The 21,794-nt window shown below is 48.5% G+C and carries 20 protein-coding genes and 4 tRNA genes; 1 reads left to right on the top strand and 23 read right to left on the bottom strand.

Translation table 11 applies throughout. The features are described 5' to 3' along the window. The 18 genes from ACW9JV_RS00360 to ACW9JV_RS00275 form a co-directional block, all read right to left on the bottom strand. Positions 1–1,329 (bottom strand): YycH family regulatory protein, encoded by a 1,329-nt coding sequence (locus tag ACW9JV_RS00360; protein WP_457330211.1) that lies wholly within the window; start codon positions 1,327–1,329, stop codon positions 1–3. Continuing rightward, the gene (gene walK, locus ACW9JV_RS00355; protein WP_457330209.1) at positions 1,326–3,149 is read right to left on the bottom strand and encodes a cell wall metabolism sensor histidine kinase WalK; all 1,824 of its coding nucleotides are present in this window, start codon (positions 3,147–3,149) and stop codon (positions 1,326–1,328) included. Before walK ends, ACW9JV_RS00360 begins: the two co-directional genes overlap by 4 nt. A gap of 2 nt (positions 3,150–3,151) precedes the next feature. Beyond that, positions 3,152–3,859 carry a response regulator YycF gene (gene yycF, locus ACW9JV_RS00350; RefSeq protein WP_457334515.1) on the bottom strand — a complete coding sequence of 236 codons (708 nt, stop codon included), beginning with the start codon at positions 3,857–3,859 and terminating at the stop codon, positions 3,152–3,154. Between the two features lie 218 nt (positions 3,860–4,077). Continuing rightward, positions 4,078–4,153: transfer RNA gene (locus ACW9JV_RS00345), tRNA-Phe, on the bottom strand. A 47-nt stretch (positions 4,154–4,200) separates the two neighbouring features. After that, positions 4,201–4,276, bottom strand: a tRNA-Asp gene (locus ACW9JV_RS00340). A gap of 243 nt (positions 4,277–4,519) precedes the next feature. Beyond that, positions 4,520–4,594, bottom strand: a tRNA-Glu gene (locus tag ACW9JV_RS00335). A 12-nt stretch (positions 4,595–4,606) separates the two neighbouring features. After that, a tRNA-Lys gene (locus ACW9JV_RS00330) sits at positions 4,607–4,682 on the bottom strand. Positions 4,683–4,818: 136 nt separating this feature from the next. After that, the gene (locus ACW9JV_RS00325) at positions 4,819–6,108 is read right to left on the bottom strand and encodes an adenylosuccinate synthase (protein WP_457330207.1); all 1,290 of its coding nucleotides are present in this window, start codon (positions 6,106–6,108) and stop codon (positions 4,819–4,821) included. 430 nt (positions 6,109–6,538) lie between these two features. Then, the gene (gene dnaB / locus ACW9JV_RS00320; protein ID WP_457330205.1) at positions 6,539–7,906 is read right to left on the bottom strand and encodes a replicative DNA helicase; all 1,368 of its coding nucleotides are present in this window, start codon (positions 7,904–7,906) and stop codon (positions 6,539–6,541) included. A gap of 57 nt (positions 7,907–7,963) precedes the next feature. Continuing rightward, positions 7,964–8,407 carry a 50S ribosomal protein L9 gene (gene rplI, locus ACW9JV_RS00315; protein WP_457330204.1) on the bottom strand — a complete coding sequence of 148 codons (444 nt, stop codon included), beginning with the start codon at positions 8,405–8,407 and terminating at the stop codon, positions 7,964–7,966. Continuing rightward, on the bottom strand, positions 8,404–10,371 hold the full coding sequence (locus ACW9JV_RS00310; RefSeq protein WP_457330201.1) for a DHH family phosphoesterase: 1,968 nt from the start codon (positions 10,369–10,371) through the stop codon (positions 8,404–8,406). The genes rplI and ACW9JV_RS00310 overlap by 4 nt, the downstream gene beginning before the upstream one ends. An 11-nt stretch (positions 10,372–10,382) precedes the next feature. Further along, positions 10,383–11,321 carry a YybS family protein gene (locus ACW9JV_RS00305; protein ID WP_457330199.1) on the bottom strand — a complete coding sequence of 313 codons (939 nt, stop codon included), beginning with the start codon at positions 11,319–11,321 and terminating at the stop codon, positions 10,383–10,385. 177 nt (positions 11,322–11,498) lie between these two features. Then, positions 11,499–11,726: a 30S ribosomal protein S18 gene (rpsR, locus tag ACW9JV_RS00300; protein WP_026702041.1), complete on the bottom strand. Its 228-nt coding sequence runs from the start codon at positions 11,724–11,726 to the stop codon at positions 11,499–11,501. A gap of 60 nt (positions 11,727–11,786) precedes the next feature. Further along, the gene (ssb, locus tag ACW9JV_RS00295; protein ID WP_457330196.1) at positions 11,787–12,257 is read right to left on the bottom strand and encodes a single-stranded DNA-binding protein; all 471 of its coding nucleotides are present in this window, start codon (positions 12,255–12,257) and stop codon (positions 11,787–11,789) included. Positions 12,258–12,284: 27 nt separating this feature from the next. Next, positions 12,285–12,572, bottom strand: coding sequence for a 30S ribosomal protein S6 (gene rpsF, locus ACW9JV_RS00290; RefSeq protein ID WP_090927338.1), 288 nt, complete (start codon positions 12,570–12,572; stop codon positions 12,285–12,287). A 349-nt stretch (positions 12,573–12,921) separates the two neighbouring features. Further along, the gene (gene ychF, locus ACW9JV_RS00285; RefSeq protein WP_457330194.1) at positions 12,922–14,022 is read right to left on the bottom strand and encodes a redox-regulated ATPase YchF; all 1,101 of its coding nucleotides are present in this window, start codon (positions 14,020–14,022) and stop codon (positions 12,922–12,924) included. A gap of 99 nt (positions 14,023–14,121) precedes the next feature. Further along, positions 14,122–14,307, bottom strand: a complete 186-nt coding sequence (locus ACW9JV_RS00280; protein WP_457334513.1) for a DUF951 domain-containing protein — start codon at positions 14,305–14,307, stop codon at positions 14,122–14,124. Between the two features lie 145 nt (positions 14,308–14,452). Continuing rightward, a complete protein-coding gene (locus ACW9JV_RS00275) occupies positions 14,453–15,469 on the bottom strand; it encodes a YkvI family membrane protein (protein WP_457330191.1) in 1,017 nt (338 codons plus the stop codon). 103 nt (positions 15,470–15,572) lie between these two features. Here ACW9JV_RS00275 and yyaC point away from each other — a divergent pair, with 103 nt between their 5' ends. Continuing rightward, the gene (gene yyaC / locus ACW9JV_RS00270) at positions 15,573–16,247 is read left to right on the top strand and encodes a spore protease YyaC (protein ID WP_457330189.1); all 675 of its coding nucleotides are present in this window, start codon (positions 15,573–15,575) and stop codon (positions 16,245–16,247) included. A gap of 191 nt (positions 16,248–16,438) precedes the next feature. Here yyaC and ACW9JV_RS00265 read toward each other — a convergent pair whose 3' ends face one another. The 5 genes from ACW9JV_RS00265 to mnmG form a co-directional block, all read right to left on the bottom strand. After that, positions 16,439–17,278, bottom strand: a complete 840-nt coding sequence (locus ACW9JV_RS00265) for a ParB/RepB/Spo0J family partition protein (RefSeq protein WP_457330187.1) — start codon at positions 17,276–17,278, stop codon at positions 16,439–16,441. Continuing rightward, a complete protein-coding gene (locus ACW9JV_RS00260; RefSeq protein WP_457330185.1) occupies positions 17,271–18,032 on the bottom strand; it encodes a ParA family protein in 762 nt (253 codons plus the stop codon). The genes ACW9JV_RS00265 and ACW9JV_RS00260 overlap by 8 nt, the downstream gene beginning before the upstream one ends. 115 nt (positions 18,033–18,147) lie before the next feature. After that, a complete protein-coding gene (gene noc, locus ACW9JV_RS00255) occupies positions 18,148–18,984 on the bottom strand; it encodes a nucleoid occlusion protein (protein WP_457330183.1) in 837 nt (278 codons plus the stop codon). Positions 18,985–19,102: 118 nt separating this feature from the next. Then, positions 19,103–19,819: a 16S rRNA (guanine(527)-N(7))-methyltransferase RsmG gene (rsmG, locus tag ACW9JV_RS00250; protein ID WP_457330181.1), complete on the bottom strand. Its 717-nt coding sequence runs from the start codon at positions 19,817–19,819 to the stop codon at positions 19,103–19,105. A 76-nt stretch (positions 19,820–19,895) separates the two neighbouring features. Then, positions 19,896–21,785 carry a tRNA uridine-5-carboxymethylaminomethyl(34) synthesis enzyme MnmG gene (mnmG, locus tag ACW9JV_RS00245; protein ID WP_457330178.1) on the bottom strand — a complete coding sequence of 630 codons (1,890 nt, stop codon included), beginning with the start codon at positions 21,783–21,785 and terminating at the stop codon, positions 19,896–19,898. Positions 21,786–21,794 lie beyond the last annotated feature (9 nt).

Below are 21,794 nucleotides of genomic sequence, written 5' to 3'. Positions count from 1 at the left end.
CTATTCCTCCTGGGCGGAGTCCGGCGTGTCTTCCGGATCAACCGGATACCAGGCTCCATCATGTTTGACATACCAGCTCGGTTCAAAACGGAAAACAAGGCTGTCGGTTTTCTCCAGTTGGTATCCCGGCTGAATGTCTTCAATCAACGAAGGTTCAAACTGTTCTTCCGCATAGGCAGCCACTTCGTGGCCGGATGCCAGTTCGACGGAGCCTCTGGCATCAATCGGAGAATCGTCCAGTTCAAACAGAGGACGGGAATATTCCGATACCTGGCCTCCGGACCTGGTAACATTAATAGAGGAAATATCCGGGCCTCCCGACGTGAAAACAGGAAGGCCGGCCACCATCATCCGGTACGTTACGCTTTCCTCCTGGGACTGCTCCTGCCAGTCATATAATCTGTAATCATCGGTCCATCCGCCGCGTGAGTTGACAAATCCAAACGTGGCACCGATGACATGGCTCTGGCTTGAAGAAGTACTTTCACTGTACACCGGATTTACGTAGGTGAAATAGCTTCCGTTTTCTTCCACACTCACCATCCGATTACCGTCTGTAAAGGAGGCTTCCTCATTTTCCCTACGATATTGTTCCACATACTCAGCATCGCTGAACAATAAATTTAAAAACTGATTGTAGTCGATCCTGGTCGATGTATCCGACAGGGTGCTGTACTCCACCGGGTTCTCCGGAAGATACAGGACTTTGAACGGAGACGCTTCATTACCAATTTCATACGGAAACACCGGCTTATATTGATCCATCTGCAGAATATAGTTATTCCGGAAGGAAGACAAGCTGAAATTGGTCTCCCCTTCCAGTACGAAAGAGTCTTCCTCCGATATAAAGGTCACAAGAAGGTTTTCCGAATCGCCCCCTCTGTCCCGCAGAAGCATCCGATCCACTGAATCCATCGAAAGATTCGGATTGTCTTCTTCGAATTGAAACATCTGCTCCAGAATGTCATCGGGTACAGAAGCAGGAAAAATAATTTCTGCGGCACGGGGAGCAGCATACAGACCTTCCTGATCAACTTCCTGCTTCAGCGTAATATTTTCAAAACGGGAGTCCAGTAATTCTTCATAAAACTGCGAGAAAAGCTCTTCTGTTCCATTTAAAGCGGTATGACGGTCTTCATGATGAAAGACAAGCTGCGAAGGTTCCACCACATCATTAAGGCTCCGCTCTTCCCCAATATTTTCACTGGATGTGGTGGCAGATTCGTTCAGGGGTGCAAAATTGGGCTGAAACGTCCAAAGCTGCCACGTTAACAGCATGCTGAACACCACCAGTGAGGTGAGGGTCCACGATTTTATACGCTCTTTCATTCTACAACACCTGCTTTTTCCTGTGTGGAATACGGAAGTGTCACGGTAACGGCGGTCCCTTGCTGCCATTCACTGTCAATGATTATGTATCCATGATGGGATTCAATCAATTCTTTGGCGATCGCAAGACCGAGCCCTGTTCCGCCAAGATTCCTGGCTCTTGCTTTGTCCACCCGATAAAAGCGGTCAAATACTTTCGGCTGGCTTTCTTTCGGAATGCCCACTCCTTCATCGGTGATTTCCACATCAACCGTTTCCGGTCCGGGTCTAACATTAATCGTAATCGTGCCCCCATCCGGTGAATATTTCACAGCATTGGAGACAATGTTATCAAACACCTGCATAACTTTATCTTTGTCGATATCGACGTAAAGCGGATGGTGGGGGATCCTCTTGGAGAAATCAATATTTTTATCTTTTGTAACCATTTCAAAGCGTTCCGTCATCTGCTCCAGCAGTTTACCCAGATCCTCTGTTTCAAACGTCAGTTTGAGATCATCACTGTCCATTTTGGAGAGCTGCAGCAGATCATTCACAAGCCGTATCATTCGTTCGGTCTCATTCTGGGTGACCTCCAGAAAACGGGGACCGAGGGTTTCGTCTTCCATGGCTCCGTCCTGGAGGGCTTCCAGGTAGCTTCTCATCGTCGTAAGCGGGGTCCTCAGTTCATGAGACACGTTGGCAACAAACTCGCGGCGTTCCCGTTCAATCGTTTCTTTTTCCGTTACGTCGTGAAGAACGGTAATGAGGCCGTTCACCGGTCCTTCTTCATTACGGATCACAGAGAAATTGGCTTCCAGCAGGCGTTCTTCTTCTTCATCACTGAAATCCAGTAAAATGGAATCCGCATAGTCATATAAGTCACTGGGCGCAACGGTTTCCGACAAGTGCAGCAATTCCGGAAGGGAGGCCCCCATGACGCGGCTGCTGTTCACATGAAGAAGCTGTTCCGCTCTTTTGTTCATCAAAATGATGCGGCCCAGTTCATCTGTAGCAATCACTCCGTCAGTCATATGGGTGAGGACGGAACTTAATTTTTTCCGTTCGCCTTCTGTCGTGGAGTGGGCTTCTTTCAAATTCAATGTTAAGGAGTTGAACGATTCGGCCAGCTGCCCGATCTCATCCTGCCCGTACACCCGCACCCGTCTGGAAAAATCGCCATCCATCATGACACGGGCCTGTCTGCGCATATCTACAATCGGACGTGTAATCGTCTGGGAAAGCAGGATCCCGAGCAGAGCGGTGAGTCCCAGTGCGATAATGGTTCCGTTAATAAAGATGGCATTGATTTCATTCATTTCCTGATAGATGCTTTCCATGCTTGCTTCGATGTATACAGCGCCCAGTATTTCCCCATTTTCGGCAATCGGCTGGGCAACGACACGGAGCCGGTCCCCGCTGCGGCTCCGCACGATCTGATTCACGGGAGAGCCGATAAGAGCCCGGTCCACTCTGACCCGGGTACTCTGCTGTCCGATCAGATTCTGATCATTCCATTCCGAGGTTCCCAGAATCTGCTGGTTCGGGCCGATCACCTGAGCTTCGATGCCTTCTACCGAAAAAAATTCCTGAAGAAGATTGGCGATATCATCTTCCAGGGGCTCTTCCTCCTCATCACGGTTGCGTGTCAATTCCTCCTGGACGTTGTATTCGAGCAGATCCGCCCGCTCCAGAATCATTTCTTCATGGTTGTCTACCAGCTGTGTTTCCAGTTCCCCTGTAAAGTAAACCCCGATCACCTGCACCGCAATAAAGATAAGCAACATGAAAATAGTGATAAGCTTGAAGTGGATGGACTTAAAAAACCCCCCGATTTTCATACCTACTTCTCCTGTTCAGGATGTTTTAAGTAATATCCTACGCCTCGTCTCGTTACAATCCACATCGGGTAGCTTGGATTATCTTCCACTTTCTCACGGAGGCGACGGACGGTCACGTCCACCGTACGGACATCACCGAAGTAATCATATCCCCAGACAGCCTGGAGCAGGTGTTCTCTTGTCATGACCTGCCCCATGTGCCGGGCCAGGTAATGAATCAGTTCAAATTCGCGGTGGGTTAAATCAACGGCGTCCCCCCGCTTGGACACAAGATACGCGTCGGGATCGATCGTCAAACCGCCGACTTCCATTACTTTCTGTTTAGACGGATTTTCTTCCGGGACGGTCTGCAGGCGGCGGAGGTTTGCCTTGACCCGTGCCAGCAGCTCCCGGTTGCTGAATGGTTTCGTCACGTAATCGTCCGCCCCGAGTTCGAGACCTAGCACTTTATCAATTTCAGCATCTTTTGCCGTCAGCATAATAATCGGCATATCAAAATATTTACGTATTTCACGGCATACTTCCATCCCGTCTTTATGGGGAAGCATGATGTCGAGAAGAACCAGATCCGGTACAAATTCATGAACTTTTTCCAGCGCTTCATTGCCGTCGTAGGCGACTTCCACTTCAAATCCTTCTTTCTTCAGATTGAAATCAAGAATATCAGCAATCGGCTGTTCATCATCTACGACCAGTATTTTTTCGTCCATTTCCATTCGCTCCGTTTCCTTCATGAATTCCGTGCTGTATCGCTTCTGCCTCCGTCCTGTCAGAGGACAGATGGTTGTCCAGTTATTCTACCTATTATTGTAACATAGGGAAAAGCGTTGGGTTATCATGGTTTGAGTGCTCTTCACCGCCTCACCGCTGTTCCTATCAAAAAACGTCTGGATCGCATTCCAGACGTTGGGTCATTCTCTATGTTGGATGGTGGCTCGAGACGGAATCGAACCGCCGACACGAGGATTTTCAGTCCACTGCTCTACCGACTGAGCTATCGAGCCATGATTTGCACGTGTCTTCATAGAGGCATTATTTAAAAAGAAGTAAATGGCGGGCCTGACGGGAATCGAACCCGCGATCTCCTGCGTGACAGGCAGGCATGTTAACCGCTACACCACAGGCCCTTTTTTGAAAGAATAAACGGCGAATCTCTGCGTCAGCTGCGTTCATGTCGTCAGGTCATGTACCGATGTACATTCCCTCCTCCATTCTCTTGCTTCCTTGACCTTCTTGTTTCTTCTTTCAAAAAGGTAAGGGGCATATCTCTGCGTCAACTGCGTTCGTGTCGTCAGGTCACGTACTGAGGTACGTTCTCTCCTCCACTCTCTATCCTTCTTGGTCCTTTTTTAAAAGGGGGGAAGTGAGAATGGTGACCCGTACGGGATTCGAACCCGTGTTACCGCCGTGAAAGGGCGGTGTCTTAACCACTTGACCAACGGGCCGTATGAAAGAAATGGTGAGCCATGGAGGATTCGAACCTCCGACCCTCTGATTAAAAGTCAGATGCTCTGCCAACTGAGCTAATGGCTCTTGTTTTCTTCACTTTTGACAGCGACAGAATTAATAGTACCATGCCGATTTTTGATTTTCAACCGGTTTTTTAAAAAATTTCAGCCCGCCTGCTTTCTTCCTTATTAGAAACAAAAGCAGACAGGCCGGAAGTTCATTAAATGCCCCACACCCCACGTATCAGGTTGGTTTGATTGCGATCCGGGCCGACTGAAAAAATGCTGAGCGGAATGTTCGTGAGCTGGGACAGGCGTTCCAGATAATGGCGCGCATTCTCCGGAAGTTCATCCAGGGAACGGACTCCTGTAATATTCTCCGTCCATCCTGGCATTTCCTCATAAACAGGCTCGCATTCGGCCAGTACTTTCAGGCTTGCCGGAAACTCTTCCATGATTTCACCGCGGTATTTATATGCCGTGCATATTTTTACCGTTTCGATCCCGGTGAGGACATCAAGGGAATTCAGGGACAGATCTGTAATACCGCTGACACGGCGGGCATGGCGGACAACGACACTGTCAAACCAGCCGACGCGGCGGGGACGGCCGGTCGTCGTGCCGTATTCATTGCCAACTTCCCGGATCTGCTCTCCGACGCTGTCGGTCAGCTCTGTAGGAAACGGACCGTCTCCTACACGCGTCGTATAAGCTTTTGATACTCCAACGACATGGTGGATCTTGGAGGGACCAATCCCGGATCCGATGGTGACACCGCCGGCAATCGGATTAGAGGAAGTAACAAACGGATACGTTCCCTGGTCGATATCAAGCATGACACCCTGCGCTCCTTCAAACAATACCCGGCGGCCGTCATCGACGGCATCGTTAAGCACAACTGATGTATCACAAACATAATCTGCGAAAAACTGTCCGTATTCATAGTACTCATCTAAAATATCATGAATCTGGAATCCTTCCGTCTCATGAATTTTTTCCAGCAGACGGTTTTTTTCGTTCAGGTTTCGTTCCAGCTTCTCTTCAAATTCTTCTTTATCCAGGAGATCGGAAATCCGTATACCGGTTCTGGCAGCCTTGTCCATATAAGCCGGGCCGATCCCTTTCCGGGTGGTGCCGATTTTATTCGTGCCTTTGCTTTCTTCTTCCATGGCATCGAGTTTTACGTGGTAAGGAAGAATAACATGAGCCCGGTTGCTGATACGAAGATTGCTCGTATCGATACCACGTTCATGCAGATATTTCAGCTCTTCGACTAGTGCTTTCGGATCGATCACCATGCCGTTGCCGATGACGCACGTTTTATTATCATAAAAAATCCCGGAAGGAATCAGATGCAGCTTATACGTATTGCCTCCAAAAGCTATGGTATGACCTGCATTATTCCCTCCCTGATATCTGGCGACTACTTCCGCATTTTCAGACAGATAATCTGTAATTTTTCCTTTGCCTTCATCTCCCCATTGCGTCCCTACAATCACGATTGATGACAAATTGTCCACCTCCGGCACCTGTTACCAGGCCACTGTATTTTTTCTATGTAAAAGCCACAGGCTGAAAACCCTCACATAGTGTATCAAGTCAGTAGGGAAAAGTCAATAAAATACGAACATTAAATGGTTCCACAGCATTTTACGTTCGTATATAAAGGCACAGGATAAACGAGTGCCGGCTTTTTTCAGAGACAGACTGTACCTGAAAATGTCTACGTTATATTTTTTGTGGACATTTTACGGAAGGAGGGAAGGATATTGTCCCGAATCTATGGATTGCGACCATTTTCGTCCCTGAAATCAATGATGGTGGTTCATATTCAAAGATTACAGACGTCCGCGTAAAGCAGCTGTCCATAACCCGGACACCCTAAACCCCCGGACCTTCGGCATCTAAAAAAGCCAAGGTTTGTTCACACCTTGGCTTTCCTCAAGCTCCCGGCGGCGCATCGCTTTCATCATGCCTCCGGTCCAGATTGACAAATTTATTGTATTCCTTGATAAAGGCAAGTTCCACTGCACCAACCGGGCCGTTACGCTGCTTAGCTAAAATGACTTCAATCATGTTCTGATTTTCCGTTTCCTGGTCGTAGTAGTCCTCCCGGTACAAAAACGAAACAATGTCGGCATCCTGCTCGATACTTCCGGATTCCCGCAGATCCGACATCATCGGCCGTTTATCCTGACGGGACTCCACACCGCGGGAAAGCTGGGAAAGGGCGATAACCGGGACATCCAGTTCTCTGGCAAGACCTTTTAGTCCTCTGGAAATTTCCGAAACTTCCTGTTGGCGGCTTTCTCCGCCGCGGGAACTGGAACCCTGGATCAGCTGCATATAATCAATCATAACCATGCCCAGACCCCGCTCCTGTTTCAGACGCCGGCACTTGGCACGGATTTCATTGACTTTAACACCTGGTGTATCATCAATATAAATACCGGCGGAGGAGAGGCTTCCCATAGCCATTGTCAGTTTTTCCCAGTCTTCTTCCTCCAGAGATCCTGTTCTCATTTTGGTGGCATCAATATTGCCTTCTGCGCACAACATCCGCTGAACAAGCTGGGAGGCTCCCATCTCCAGACTGAAGATGGCAACATTTTCGTCCGATTTCGTTGCCACGTTCTGGGCAATGTTCAGGGCAAACGCCGTCTTCCCCATCGAAGGGCGGGCCGCCACAATAACGAGATCACTGCGCTGAAAACCGGTCGTCATTTTATCCAGCTCTGCAAAACCGCTTGCCACACCGGTAATATCATTTTCCCGGTTCTGGAGCATTTCAATGTTATCGTACGTTTCAATCAGAACATCCTTGATGGAAACGAAATTGCTGGAGCGCCGCTGCTGGGCGACTTCCAGAATAGAACGTTCTGCATCATTCAGAATCTCTTCCACTTCTTCTTCGCCGTTATAGCCTTCCGATACGATGGACGTTGCAGCCTGAATCAGGCGCCGCAGAATCGATTTTTCCTGGACAATCCGGCTGTAATAGTCCACATTGGCGGCTGTAGGTACGGCGTTGGCCAGATCCGTCAAGTAGGAAATACCGCCGACTTCCTCCAGCCATTCATAATCCTGGAGAGCAGAAGTCATCGTTACTAAATCAACCGGGCTGCCTTTTTCCCCTAATTCAAGCATGACCCGGAAAATACGTTGATGAGACACGCGGTAAAAATCTTCAGGTGCTATACGTTCTGTTGCTGTTACCAGGGCCCCGCCCTCCAGAAAGACGGCGCCGAGAACGGCCTGTTCCGCTTCAATATTCTGAGGGGGCCTGCGGTCGGCCATGATATCGTTCATGTCCATCTTCCTGCCTTTCCTTCGCGTGAACTGAACGGAAAAAAGCCGCTCCCGTGTTTACTCTTCGACTACATGAACATCGACAACCGCCGTCACTTCTTTATGGACTTTGATCGGTGTCTTTGTTACACCAAGCGTACGGATCGGCTGATCCAGTTCAATTTTGCGCTTATCTACTTTCATGCCCATATCTTTTAATGTCTCTGCGATCTGTTTTGTCGATACAGCGCCAAACAAACGGCCGGCTTCTCCTGCTTTTGCTGTCACAGTCACTTTGGTATTTTCCAGCTGTTCCTTAAACTTCTTCGCATCTTCCAGTTCCTGCTGCGCTTTTTTCGCATCGCTTTCCTGTCTGGCTTTCAGGTTTTTCACATTCCCTTTGGTAGCCTCCACAGCCAGGTTGTTCGGCAGTAAATAGTTACGAGCATATCCTTCAGATACGTCTTTCATTTCCCCTTTTTTTCCTTTACCTTTTACGTCCTGATTAAAAATGACTTTCATTCCTCAGTTCCTCCTTCCAGATACTGATCTATCGCCTGTTCCAGTTTTTCTTCCGCTTCTTCGAGCGAAGAATCAAGCTGGGTGGCTGCATTGGTAAGATGTCCGCCGCCGCCGAGTTCTTCCATAATCAACTGTACGTTGACTTCCCCGAGGGAGCGGGCACTGATGCTGACTTTTCCGTCACTGCGTTTAGACAGCACAAACGATCCCTTTACATCATTCATCGTTAACAGGGTGTCGGCAGCCTGGGCAATGAGGATCTGATCATACATTTCTTCTTCCGAAGCTTTTGCCACCGCCATGCCGTCCCGGTAAATCGTTGCTTTCTCTATTAAATGAGAACGCCGTACGTACTGGTCAATATCTTCTTTCAGCAGCATCTGCACCATCGTCGTATCCGCGCCGTGGGATTTCAGAAACGATGCTGCATCGAACGTGCGGGATCCCGTCCGGATCGCGAAGCTTTTCGTATCAACAATAATACCGGCAAGCATCGCTGTGGATTCCAGTTCATCCATGGAAAGCTTCTGTGGTTGATATTCTAACAGTTCGGTCACCAGTTCTGCAGTAGAAGAAGCATAGGGTTCCATATAGACGAGTACCGGATCTTTGATAAATTCTTCTCCGCGGCGGTGGTGATCCAGGACAACCACCCGGTCGACCGCATCCACCAGACGCGGTTCAATAACCATGGACGGCTTATGCGTATCCACTACTACGAGCAGTGTGTGCCTTGTTAAGTCATCAAGCGCTTCTTCCGGTGTGATGAACTGGGACCAGAGATAATCATGGTCTCCGACTTCTTCCATCAGTTTCTGAACGTCCGGATTAATATCATTGGGGTCGACAACGACGTAGGCATCGGTGTTATTCACTTCCGCTACTTTCAACACACCGATGGAAGCACCGATCGCGTCCATATCCGGGTTTTTATGACCCATGATAATAACCTGGTCGCTTTCAAGAACGAAATCACGAAGCGCATGGGAAATGACGCGGGCCCGGACTCTTGTCCGTTTTTCCATCGCATTGGATTTCCCTCCGTAAAAACGTACTTTCCCGTTCGTTTCCTTGATGGCAGCCTGGTCGCCGCCCCGGCCGAGAGCAAGATCGAGACTGGACTGAGCCAGGCTCCCCAGCTCCCGCAGCGATGAATCGCCGCTTCCGACTCCGATGCTGAGCGTGATGGAGACTTTTTCTCTGCCGGTCACTTCCCGGACATGGTCAAGCAGTTCAAAGCGGGTCTTTTCCAGCTGCTTCAATGCCTGCTGGTTCATGACCGCGATAAAACGGTCGGAGGAAATACTGCGCAGCAGAATTTGATAGTCTTCCGCCCACTCATTTAATGAAGACGTGACGTGACTCATCAGCCTGCTCCGTACCTGATCATCCATCCCCTGGGTTACTTCATCGAAATTGTCCAGATAAATGAGGCCGATGACGGTCTGCTCCTTCTCATACAGGGATTTGGTTTCTTTCGTCTCTGTCATGTCAAAAAAGTACAGCAGGCGTTCTTCCTGTTTTATATAAATCGTATAGTGTCTGTCGTTCAAGGTTATTTCGGTTTCGGTCTCGCCTTTTTTGATCGGGGATGTAATATCTTCAAATATCCGGTTGAGCGGTACTCCGAGAAACTCGCCCGGAAGATAATGCATCATAAATGGATTCGCCCATTGAATCTCATAATCTTCATCATACAATATGATGCCGATGGGAAGATTCGTAACAGCTTCCTCTCCGGCTTTATTTACTCGGTGGGATAACGTCGTTATATACTTTTCCAGATCACGTTCAAATGCTTTTCTGGCCTGCACGACATAAATGAGCAGAGTACCCAGCAGTATATATCCCAGGACTCCCAACATCCACTGATACATCATTAAAAATCCAATGAACAAAGCAGCTGTTGCAAATAATAAGATCACATGCAGCCCGTGCCAGCGGTTCATTAAAAACTTAGGCATAATGTCAACCCCTACTTCGTGTCAGATTCCAGACGCTTTTTCAATTGAAATCCTAAATCAATGATACCCAAAATCCGGGCCAGCAGAAGAACAAAGGGCAGGATAAGTCCAAAAATCATAATGAGTACCGGAATGCTTTTTGGAACAGATTTAATATAACAATAGTGAAAGATCACCGTAAAACCCTGCAGGGCCATTGCTGTTTCCAATAAAGGGAAAAGGTTCCATGTCACGGTTTCCATAGCGGTTCCTTCTTCCACCCCCACCCAGTATATAATGGAAACGATGAGGTAATACCAAAGCAGGGAACGGGGAAAATTCCATTCCCGCAATGGCGGAAACTCTTCCACTTCCATTTTCATCCGCCGCATCACAGCGTGGGCAATAAACTGAGTCAAAAATGCATAAAAGACACCGGTGAATGCAATCAACAGAGGTCCCATCTGTCCCAGACGGTCGATCATGCTCTCGTATTCCTCCAGGTTTTCCGATGGATCCTGTCCGAAGGATGTAAGCATGGATTCCGCCTGCTCGGCCGACTGCTTCATGATATCCTGCAGTACCGATAACGGATCAATATTCAATAAAAGGACGGTACCGGCATACAACGCGGTAAGACCGCCGATATACGCAAGACTGGACGCCGCAGCCACCAGCAGGGCTTCCTTTCTCCGGCGCATCATTTCTCCCATTGTAATGCCGCCAGCCGCGGACAGCAGGGCAAACGGAAGGCCGGGCAGCGCTGCTGCAAAAAAAGACAGCAGTATCGATACTACCGCCATTACGAGGCCTGATTTCCAGCCGTGCCGCGCCGTAAACAGAACAAAAGGCAGGGGCAGAAACCAGAGCAGTACCATGCTGAGAAACGGGACAAACACAGAAAGCAGCAGGATGACAATAAAAATACCGCTCAAAACGGCCCCTTCTGTTAACCTTCTTGATTGCTGCAACAACGTCACCTCATCTATCCAGCACATTCTCATATCCGTCTAAGCATCATGGCTGTGTATGTATTATCCGTTCGTCTATTGTAATTCATTCTCCCGAAAAAAGAAAGAAGGCACCTCATGGGGCTGTGAAACAAAAAACGCTTCCCGATACGGACGGGAAACGTTTTAAGCTCTGCCTTACTGTTCCCTTACATAAGGAAGCAGCGCCACATGGCGGGCACGTTTAATTGCTTTGGTCAATTGACGCTGATACTTGGCGGAAGTACCAGTCACACGGCGCGGAAGAATCTTACCGCGCTCCGAAATGAACTTTTTCAACAGGTCCACGTCTTTATAGTCAATTTTTTCGATCTTATTGACTGTAAAATAACATACTTTTCTTCTCTTACCTCTACGGCGTGCCATAAAGTTTCAACCTCCTTTGAGAGAATGTTTCCATTTTATTCAGAAAAAGGGAAGAGTTTTTTAAAATGGCAGATCATCGTCGGAAATATCAATCTGCTGGCCGTCATTGGCAAACGGGTCATCGTTCAGGTTGGATGAACCGCCCTGACTCTGTTGGCCGGAAGTCGGCGCAGCACCGTACTGGTTTCCGGAGGAACTGCCGCCGGAAGCCCCGCGGGGTTCCAGAAACTGGACGCTTTCGGCCTGTACTTCAACTACGCTGACGCGGCGGCCTTCCTGATTTTCGTATTTACGGCTCTGCAGACGGCCGTCAATACCGGCCTGACTGCCCTTTTTCAAATAGTTTGCGACGTTTTCAGCCTGTTTTCTCCAGGCGACACAATTGAAAAAATCTGCTTCCCGTTCGCCATTTTGATTGGTGAACGGACGGTTAACAGCGATGCCGAAATTTACCACAGCCACACCATTTGGCGTATACCGCAGCTCAGGATCGCGGGTGAGACGGCCAACCAGAACAACACGATTTATCATTTTGGAACTCCTCCCACTGGTTCGTCCTTAGTCTTCATTTTTAACGACAAGATGGCGGATAACGTTATCGTCCATCTTAACCAGGCGTTCGAATTCATCGGTAGCGCCCGGCTCTGCTTTGATATACACAACGACGTAATACCCGTCTTTCAGATCGTCAATCTCATAAGCCAGACGGCGTTTACCCATTTCGTCGACTTTTTCAATCTCTGCTCCCTGATTGGTCAGGACGTTGTTGTAACGCTCAACCATTTCCTTGATCCCGTTCTCATCAACGCTTGGAGCAATGATATAAAGCACTTCATAGTTACGCATACTGCGTCACCTCCTTTTGGTCTTACGGCTCTCTCTTAAAAAAGAGCAAGGAGCAAAATCGTTATAGACATTTCACTCACAACATATAATTGTAGCAGAGCAGGAAGTAGATGACAATAACCAAAAATAAGCCTGTCTTCCTTTCCGGGAATATCCATGTCAAGGTTAGAGACAATTCAAAGGCAGAAGTGTCCATTAATTTTGTTATACGGACTTTTGGGTCAAACTTCTCCCAACAATATGTCCCGAATCCATAGGTTATAGACATTTTCAAGATGAAAGTGTCCGCGATCCGCACCTTTAGAATATTTAAAACCGGACTGCACTGAGCCCGGTTTTCCTCTTCCAATTATACATTAAAACGGAAATGGATGACGTCGCCGTCTTTCACGACATAGTCTTTTCCTTCCAGCCGTACGTTTCCTGCTTCTTTGGCAGCATTCATCGACCCTGCTGCCATTAAATCATCGTAACTGACGACTTCCGCCCGGATAAAGCCGCGTTCAAAATCGCTGTGAATGACACCGGCCGCCTGCGGCGCTTTCATGCCGCTTTTGATAGTCCAGGCTCTGACCTCGGGCTCTCCTGCCGTGAAAAAAGTCTCAAGGCCGAGAAGGGAATAAGCCGCCCGGATCAACTGATCAAGCCCGGCTTCTTCTATGCCGAGATCATCGAGAAATTCCTGGCGTTCATCTCCTTCCAGTTCAGCAATCTCGGACTCGATTTTGGCACAGACAGTAATAACCCCGGATCCTTCATTTTCTGCATACTCTTTGACAGCCTGTACGTATTCGTTGTCTTCTCCGCTTAACAGGTCTTCTTCACTGACATTGGCAGCGTATAATACCGGCTTCATCGTGAGCAGCTGGAATCCTCGTACCAGTTTCAGTTCTTCGTCGGTCCATTCCAGACTGCGTGCCGGTTTCTCTTCCTCGAATGCATCACTAAGCTTCTGCAGAACTTCATATTCAGCCATCGCATCTTTATCTTTGGATTTTGCGAGTTTCGCCACCTTGTCCATCCGTTTCTGTACCGTTTCCAGATCCGCTAAAATAAGTTCAAGATTAATCACTTCAATATCCCGGATCGGATCCACGCTGCCCGAAACGTGAGTAATATCGCCGTCGTTGAAACAACGCACCACGTGGGAGATCGCATCCACCTGGCGGATATGGGAGAGAAACTTGTTGCCGAGGCCTTCCCCTTTACTGGCCCCTTCAACAATCCCGGCAATATCCGTGAATTCAAAGGCTGTTGGAATCGTTTTTTTCGGCTGCACCAGCTCTGACAGACTGTTCAAGCGAGGGTCCGGCACTTCCACGATACCGACGTTGGGGTCAATCGTACAGAACGGGTAGTTTGCCGATTCCGCGCCGGCCTGGGTGATCGCATTAAATAACGTGGACTTCCCGACATTGGGAAGTCCGACGATACCTGTAGTTAAAGCCATGTTCGTGTCACTTCCTTTAAACATCTATTATTTAACGTATATCCTCCGTTTTCACCTTGTCCAATTATAGAGACAAGCCCGGGAAAAAACAAGATATGGTTACTCGGCGCGCTCGATTACTTTTTTCAGTTTTTTCCGGAACTCCCGGCGGGGAAGCATCACACTGTGCCCGCACCCCAGGCATTTAATACGAATATCCGCGCCCATACGAATGATCTTCCACTGGTTTTCCCCGCATGGATGGGCTTTTTTCATTTCCACCACATCATGTAAGGCAAATGGCATATCAGCCAAATTCAACACCTCATTTCTACGAACCGTAACTCCAATTTGTATTATATGTCATATCCTATCCTATCACATAAAAAGAGACAATCCTTTCCTTCTGTCATAGATGTTGTATTTCCCGGGAAATACAACATCCCGGAACTCACCACCTTCTGCTTAGGAAAAAAGGATGAATTAGTACAACCACCAGTAAATATAAATTTAAAATGCCGTAAACAGGGTATAGAAGGGCAACGAGTCTTGAAAAGCCTAATTCGGTAACCGGAAGCATCACACAGAGAAGAAGTGCTGCGAGAAGCCAGGGAGGCAACTTTGAGATGGAGCGGAGCCTGCTTGATAATCCGAACAGACCCGAAGCCGCAGTTGTAAAGATGGCTGTCCACAATAAGACCGCCATAAATGCCGTGACCGGATTTGGATAAGACTCCAGCAGCGCAAACAATGGAATTTCATACAGCATAATGTCTTCGGCTGCCGCAAGAAGGGACTCATTATACAAGAAGGATACACTTCCGAGAATGCACCCGCTCCCGACACTGGCAATCCAGATTTCGCCGCGGTGTCTGATCTGGGTGCCTGCAGCAGACAGTACCGCTACCAGCGGCAGCAGGTTTAACGACGTGAAGGTTAACGAAGACGCCCAGTTTCGCTGCGATTTCCAGTCCGAGAGGCTGATATCGGCGTTCATTCGGAAATAGGCGGTGAGCGCTGCAATCAGACTGACGATCAGGATCGGCATGAGAATACTGTTGAGGCCGGTCAATCCTTTCACACCTCGGATAGATACAATGAATAAAAGCACACACATAAAAAGAATACCTGCTGTAAACGGAACATGAAAATATTCCAGGGCTGCGCCGCCTCCGGCAATCATGATCCCTGTTGTCGTAAATAGGTACACCATAATAAGAACATCATAACCTTTGGAAAAGCGGGGACCCATCAATTTCGATAAAACAACGGAGTAATTTTCCGTCTGTTCCTGATAACTGATGTTCAGCACGACAAAACAGCTCACTGTAAACAACACACTGAAAATCAGGATGGCCAGTCCACTTTCATGGCCGAAAAACTGCCAGATTTCTCTTCCGGAGGCATAACCGGCTCCAATTGTCGTACCTATAATAAGAAACATCCATTTTAGTCCATCCACGACCATCAGCACATTACTCCCTTGTCCGAATTCTGAATTCCTGCATCCCATGTATAGAAAACGTACCGTGTTCCTATACTGGAACTACTATGAAAAAGGAGAGGCTAATATGCTTGGGAAAAAGAACGTTGATGCTTCCACCCCGTACCGTTATCACGTCCATTCCGACGACCGGACAGCTGCGGCCCGTCTCTCGGTGCAGTTCGTTGAACAGTTGCAGCACGTTCCGATGCACCGGGACATTGTCATCGTATGTATCGGTACGGACCGCTCCACCGGTGATGCCCTCGGACCGTTAACGGGGTCATCTCTTGAAAAAAAGGTACTGCAGCGGTTTGCAGTTTACGGCACACTGGAACACCCTGTTCACGCAGTGAATCTGGAAGAAACGCTTCAGGATATCCGGAAAAAACACCGTCTTCCGTATATTATCGCAGTGGACGCATGCCTTGGGAAACTGAAAAATGTCGGCATAATTAATTTCTCGGAGGGTCCGGTCATTCCCGGAGCAGCCATGAAGAAAAAGCTCCCTGAAGTCGGAGAGATGCATCTGACCGGCATCGTTAATGTGAGCGGCATGATGGAATATTTCGTTCTTCAGAACACTCGCCTCCATCTCGTCATGAGGATGTCGGACTGCCTGGCGGAAGCGTTCTCCCGGGCAGACCGTAAGCTGAGAGGAAAAACGACAGACACGGTGCCGAACCGAACAGTGCACCCTTCTCCGTACCGGCGCGGCTCTTCAGCCACCGAAAGTGCATTCTCCCTTCAAAATCAGCATTAAGAAAGAGATTGGAACAAAACATTATCAAAGACAAAAAATCCGAACGATTTATGGAAGAAATCGTTCGGATTTTTGTGTATTGTTCTACCGCTGCGTCAAAATAAGCCGCTCTCCGCGGGCACGGCTCGAAAAGCTGAAGCCGTGGAAAGCTTAGTGACCGGCCGCAGCGGGCCCGCTTGTGTCCCTATTTTCTATTCATGTTCCAGCATTTCCAGAATGCGCTGCAGATCGTCTTCGTTTACAAATTCGATTTCGATCTTTCCTTTTTTCCGTCCCTGTTTAATAGACACCGGAGTGCCAAAGTAGGAGCGGAGTTCTTCCTCTTTCGCCTGCACAAAAACAGAAGGCACCGCCTCCGTTTTTTTCCTGTCGGAGACGGGAGCTGACGTTTGATTCATCTGTTGCACCAGTTCTTCGGTCTGGCGGACATTCAGGGATTCTTTTTCAATTTTTTGCACAATTTCAGCGGCTTTCTGCTTTTCCTCCAGGCCGAGAAGCGTACGTCCGTGTCCCATGGAAAGCTTTTTCTCCGCCAGTTTCTGCTGCACTTCTGCAGGCAGCTGAAGCAGCCGTAGATGATTGGCAATATGCGGGCGGCTTTTCCCAAGACGCTGGGAAAGCTCATCCTGTGTGACCCCGAGGTATTTCAGCAGTTTTTCGTAGGCTTTCGCTTCTTCTACCGGGTTCAGGTTTTCCCGCTGCAGGTTTTCAATTAATGCCACTTCCATTAATTTTTCATCGTCCAACTCTTTGATAACAGCCGGAACTGTCTCCAGGCCGGCCGTTTTTGCGGCGCGGAAACGCCGTTCCCCTGCGACAATTTCGTATCCCTTGATGCTCTTTCGGACAATGAGGGGCTGCAGAATGCCGTGTTCCACGATGGAATCTTTCAGTTCCTCTATCGCTTCGCCCGTGAACGTTTTTCGGGGCTGGTAAGGATTCGGCCGAAGCTCCCCGACTTTGATTTCTTCGACCTGGCTTCCTTCATCCTGGATCAAAGCGTTTAAACCTCTGCCTAATCTCCTAACCATTGGCCGTCACTTCCTTTGCTAAGTCTAAGTATACCTGGGCTCCTTTTGACTTGGCATCATACAGCATGATTGGAAGACCATAACTAGGAGCTTCTCCCAGCCTTATGTTTCTAGGAATAATGGTTTCAAACACTTTTTCCCGGAAGTACTTCTTCACTTCCTCAATCACCTGAATACCGAGATTGGTGCGTGCATCAAGCATCGTAAGCAGTACCCCTTCGATGGCAAGCTCCGTATTCAGATGTTTCTGGACAAGACGTATCGTATTGAGAAGCTGGCTCAGGCCTTCCAGCGCATAGTATTCACACTGTACCGGGATCAGCACCGAGTCTGCCGCCGTCAATGCGTTGATGGTAAGCAGTCCAAGAGACGGCGGGCAGTCTATAATCACATAATCATACGCATCATCCAAGTCCGAAAGGGCTTTTTTCAGGCGTATTTCCCGGGAAATGGTGGAGACCAGTTCAATTTCGGCACCGGAAAGCTGAATGGTGGATGGTATAACATCCAGATTTTCTACAGTCGAGGGACGGATAACCTGTTGAGTATCCGCATCTTCTACCAGCAGATTGTACACACATTCATCAACGTCTCCTTTTTCAATTCCTGCGCCGCTCGTCGCATTTCCTTGCGGATCGATGTCTACGAGCAGTACTTTCTTCCCTATGTACGCAAGACAGGCACTAATATTCACAGCTGTTGTCGTTTTACCGACACCGCCTTTCTGATTTGCAACTGCAACCGCCTTTGCCATCGGTACACCTACTTTCTTCCACTTGCTTGCGTCACAACACTCTATTCTTTATTCTATCATGTTTTCATCACAATATCGCAAATCGATGAAAAATAATCTACCTGATGCAGGTAGATTATTTTTTCGGGATCCGGATCGTAATCTGATAGTATTCCTCATAATCTTCTTCTTCTGTATCAATGCTCATCCCGCTTTTCTCCACCATATCCACGGATTCACGGATCGTATTCATCGCAAGCCTCGTATCTCTGGAGAAATGCCGGCGGGCCGGCTTCGATTTTTTAGGCTGTTCCGGTTCGGAGGCTTCCCTGATCCGTTCTTCCGTCTGTTTTACGTTTAATTCGCTCTGAATGACGGCATCCAGAATCTCTTTCTGTTTTTCTGGGTCTTTGACCTGCAGGAGGGCCCGGGCATGCCTTTCAGTAATCTGCTTGTCCTTTAACGCCTGCTGGGTTTCCTCGTTCAGATGAAGGAGCCTCATTTTATTGGCAACGGTCGACTGTCCTTTTCCAAGACGCTGCGCCAGACTTTCCTGGGTCAGACCATGAAGTTCCAGCAGTTCAGCGTAGGCAGCTGCCTCTTCAATGGCGGTCAATTCTTCCCTCTGCAGATTTTCGATCAGCGCAACCGAAGCTGTCTCGGTATCATTGAAATTTTTTACTATTGCCGAAACCTCATTCATTCCCAACGATAATACCGCGCGCCAGCGGCGTTCACCGGCTATAATTTCATAACGGTCTTCCTTTTCCCGCACGGTAATCGGCTGCAGCAGGCCGTGGGTACGAATGGACTGGGCAAGTTCCGCAATCTTCTCCTCCTGGAAAATCGTACGCGGTTGAAATGGATTGGCTGTAATTTTTTCTACAGGAATATATTTAATCTCTTCCGGGTTTTCTTCCCTGTCTTCCTGCTGATCCCCCAGGCCGAACCATTTTTGAAGCGACTGCTTCATTGCCTCACACCACCTTACTCATAGCTACAATCTATCCATGTGTCTCTGTATCGTAACGTATATCCATCCTCATCTATTTTTATTTTACCATGCCTGTAACCAATGTCTACCATGCCCCTTAAACAATTGGCTTCTTAACGGGCGTTCCTGCTTTGCGTGGATATTTCCGCGGGGTTGCATCCACTTTTTCCATATGAAGAATGCAGCGGGAACTTTCTTCATTCGGCAGCGTGAAGACGGATGCTTCTTTCCATCTTCCACCCAGTGTCCGGCAGGCTCTTCCCGCCTCTGCCTTTTCATTCAGTCCTTCCGATCCTTTTAAAGCCATAAAATGCCCTCCCCGTTTTACAAATGGCAGACAAAGTTCTGTCAGCACCGGCATTTTAGCGACTGCCCGGGAAACGGCTGTATCATACTGCTCCCGGTGGGCCTGTTCATGTGCTTTATCCTCAGCACGGCCGTGCAGCACCTGAACATTGTCCAGGTTCAGCTCTTCGACAAGCCTTTCTAAAAATGTGATTCGTTTCTTGAGCGAATCAATGATCACGATATGTAAATGAGGCTGAATTATTTTCAGGGGAAGGCTTGGAAACCCTGCTCCGGCCCCGATATCCACAATCCTTTTATCGTTCTCAAAATCATGAAAAAAGACCGGGGTCAGTGAATCAAAAAAGTGCTTTTCATATACATCTGCTTCGCTGGTCAATGATGTTAAATTCACGTTCTGATTCCACTCTATCAAGCGGTGATAGTAGGCATCAAACTGGTGAAGCTGCTTTTCTGTAAGCGTTATTCCCTCTTTTTGCAGCCAGTCCTCAAATGGAGATCCTGTCATTGGTACGCACCCCTTTTTGCTATAAAAACAGCTCCAGGGCTTTCATCCGGTATCAGACCCTGGAGCTGTACTTTTTTTATGCTTCCGCCGTTTTTGCCAGTTTTCCCTGCTCAATGTAAACAAGCAGAATCGAGATGTCGGAAGGATTGACTCCGGATACTCTGGAAGCCTGGCCGACAGAGACGGGCTTGACTTCCGATAATTTCTGGACCGCTTCGGTCGCCAGTCCGGAAATCTGAGTATAATCCATATCCTGTGGAATCTTCTTTTCTTCCATTTTGTTCATACGTTCCACCTGTTCAAGCTGTTTGGCAATATATCCTTCATACTTCGTCTGGATCTCGACCTGTTCTGCCACATCGGGGGCCAGTGATTCACCACCCGGAGCAAACGGTGCGACATCGTCATACCCGAGTTCTGGACGTTTCAGAAGATGAGCCGCCGACACCGCTTCTTTCATCGGCGAAGAATCTTTGGATTCGAGCATCTGCTGCAGTTCGTCACTCGGTTTGACCGTCGTATTTTCCAGTCTTTCTTTTTCTTTGGCAATGGCTTCTTTTTTCCGGAGGAACCGTTCATAGCGGTCTTCTTTAATGGTTCCGATCTGACGCCCGATCTCCGTCAGACGAAGATCCGCGTTGTCGTGCCGGAGAAGCAGCCGGTATTCGGCACGCGAAGTCAGGAGACGATACGGCTCATCGGTGCCTTTGGTCACCAGATCATCAATCAGGACACCAATGTAGGCATCGGAGCGGTTCAGGATGATACCTTCTTTATTCTGTGCTTTACGGGAGGCGTTGATACCGGCCATTATACCCTGTCCGGCCGCTTCTTCATAACCGGATGTACCGTTAATCTGACCGGCGGTGAAGAGGTTCTCCACTTTCTTCGTTTCCAGTGTCGGCCAAAGCTGTGTCGGCAGGATGGCATCATATTCAATGGCATACCCCGGACGCATCATCCGCACATTTTCAAGACCCGGAATGGTTTTAAGCATATTAAACTGTACGTCCTCCGGCAGACTGGTGGATAGACCCTGTACATAAACCTCTGATGTGTTTCTTCCTTCCGGTTCAAGAAAAATCTGATGCTTCGGTTTGTCGTGGAAGCGGACAATTTTATCTTCAATCGAAGGACAGTACCGCGGTCCGGTTCCCTCAATCATTCCAGAATACATCGGGGAACGGGTGAGATTATCGTTAATCAGGGTATGCGTCTCTTCTCCTGTATACGTCAGCCAGCAGGGCAGCTGGTCGGTAATATACTTGGTCGTTTCATAGGAAAAAGCTCTCGGCTTCTCGTCTCCGGGCTGAATCTCGGTTTTATCGTAATCAATGCTTCGGCTGTTCACCCGGGGAGGCGTTCCTGTTTTGAACCGTTCCATTTCAAAACCAAGTTCCTGCAGGCTGTGCGACAGATTGATCGACGGCTGCATGTTGTTCGGACCGCTTTCATAGGCCAGATCGCCGAGAATAATTTTTCCGCGCAGATACGTGCCGGTCGTGACAACTGTCGTTTCCGCATAATAGGCAGCACCGGTGTTGGTGACCACCCCTTTACAAACCCCTTCCTCGACAATCAATTCTTCGACGAGCCCCTGGCGGAGCACGAGATTTTCTTCTTCTTCCAGCGTATTTTTCATTTCCTGCTGATACAGGAACTTGTCGGCCTGCGCTCTAAGTGCCCGTACAGCGGGACCTTTTCTTGTATTCAGCATCCGCATCTGAATATGCGTCTTATCAATATTTCTTGCCATTTCACCGCCGAGTGCATCAATTTCACGGACGACTATCCCTTTGGCCGGACCTCCGACAGACGGATTACAGGGCATGAACGCCACAGAGTCCAGATTCAGGGTTAACATTAACGTCTGTGATCCACTCCGCGCCGCTGCCAGTCCTGCTTCCACCCCGGCATGACCGGCGCCGACTACGATTACGTCAAATTCTCCGCCTTCATATGGCATATGCTGTAC

Source organism: Salibacterium sp. K-3, from assembly GCF_054052005.1.
This window is presented reverse-complemented; position numbering and strand designations above follow the sequence as displayed.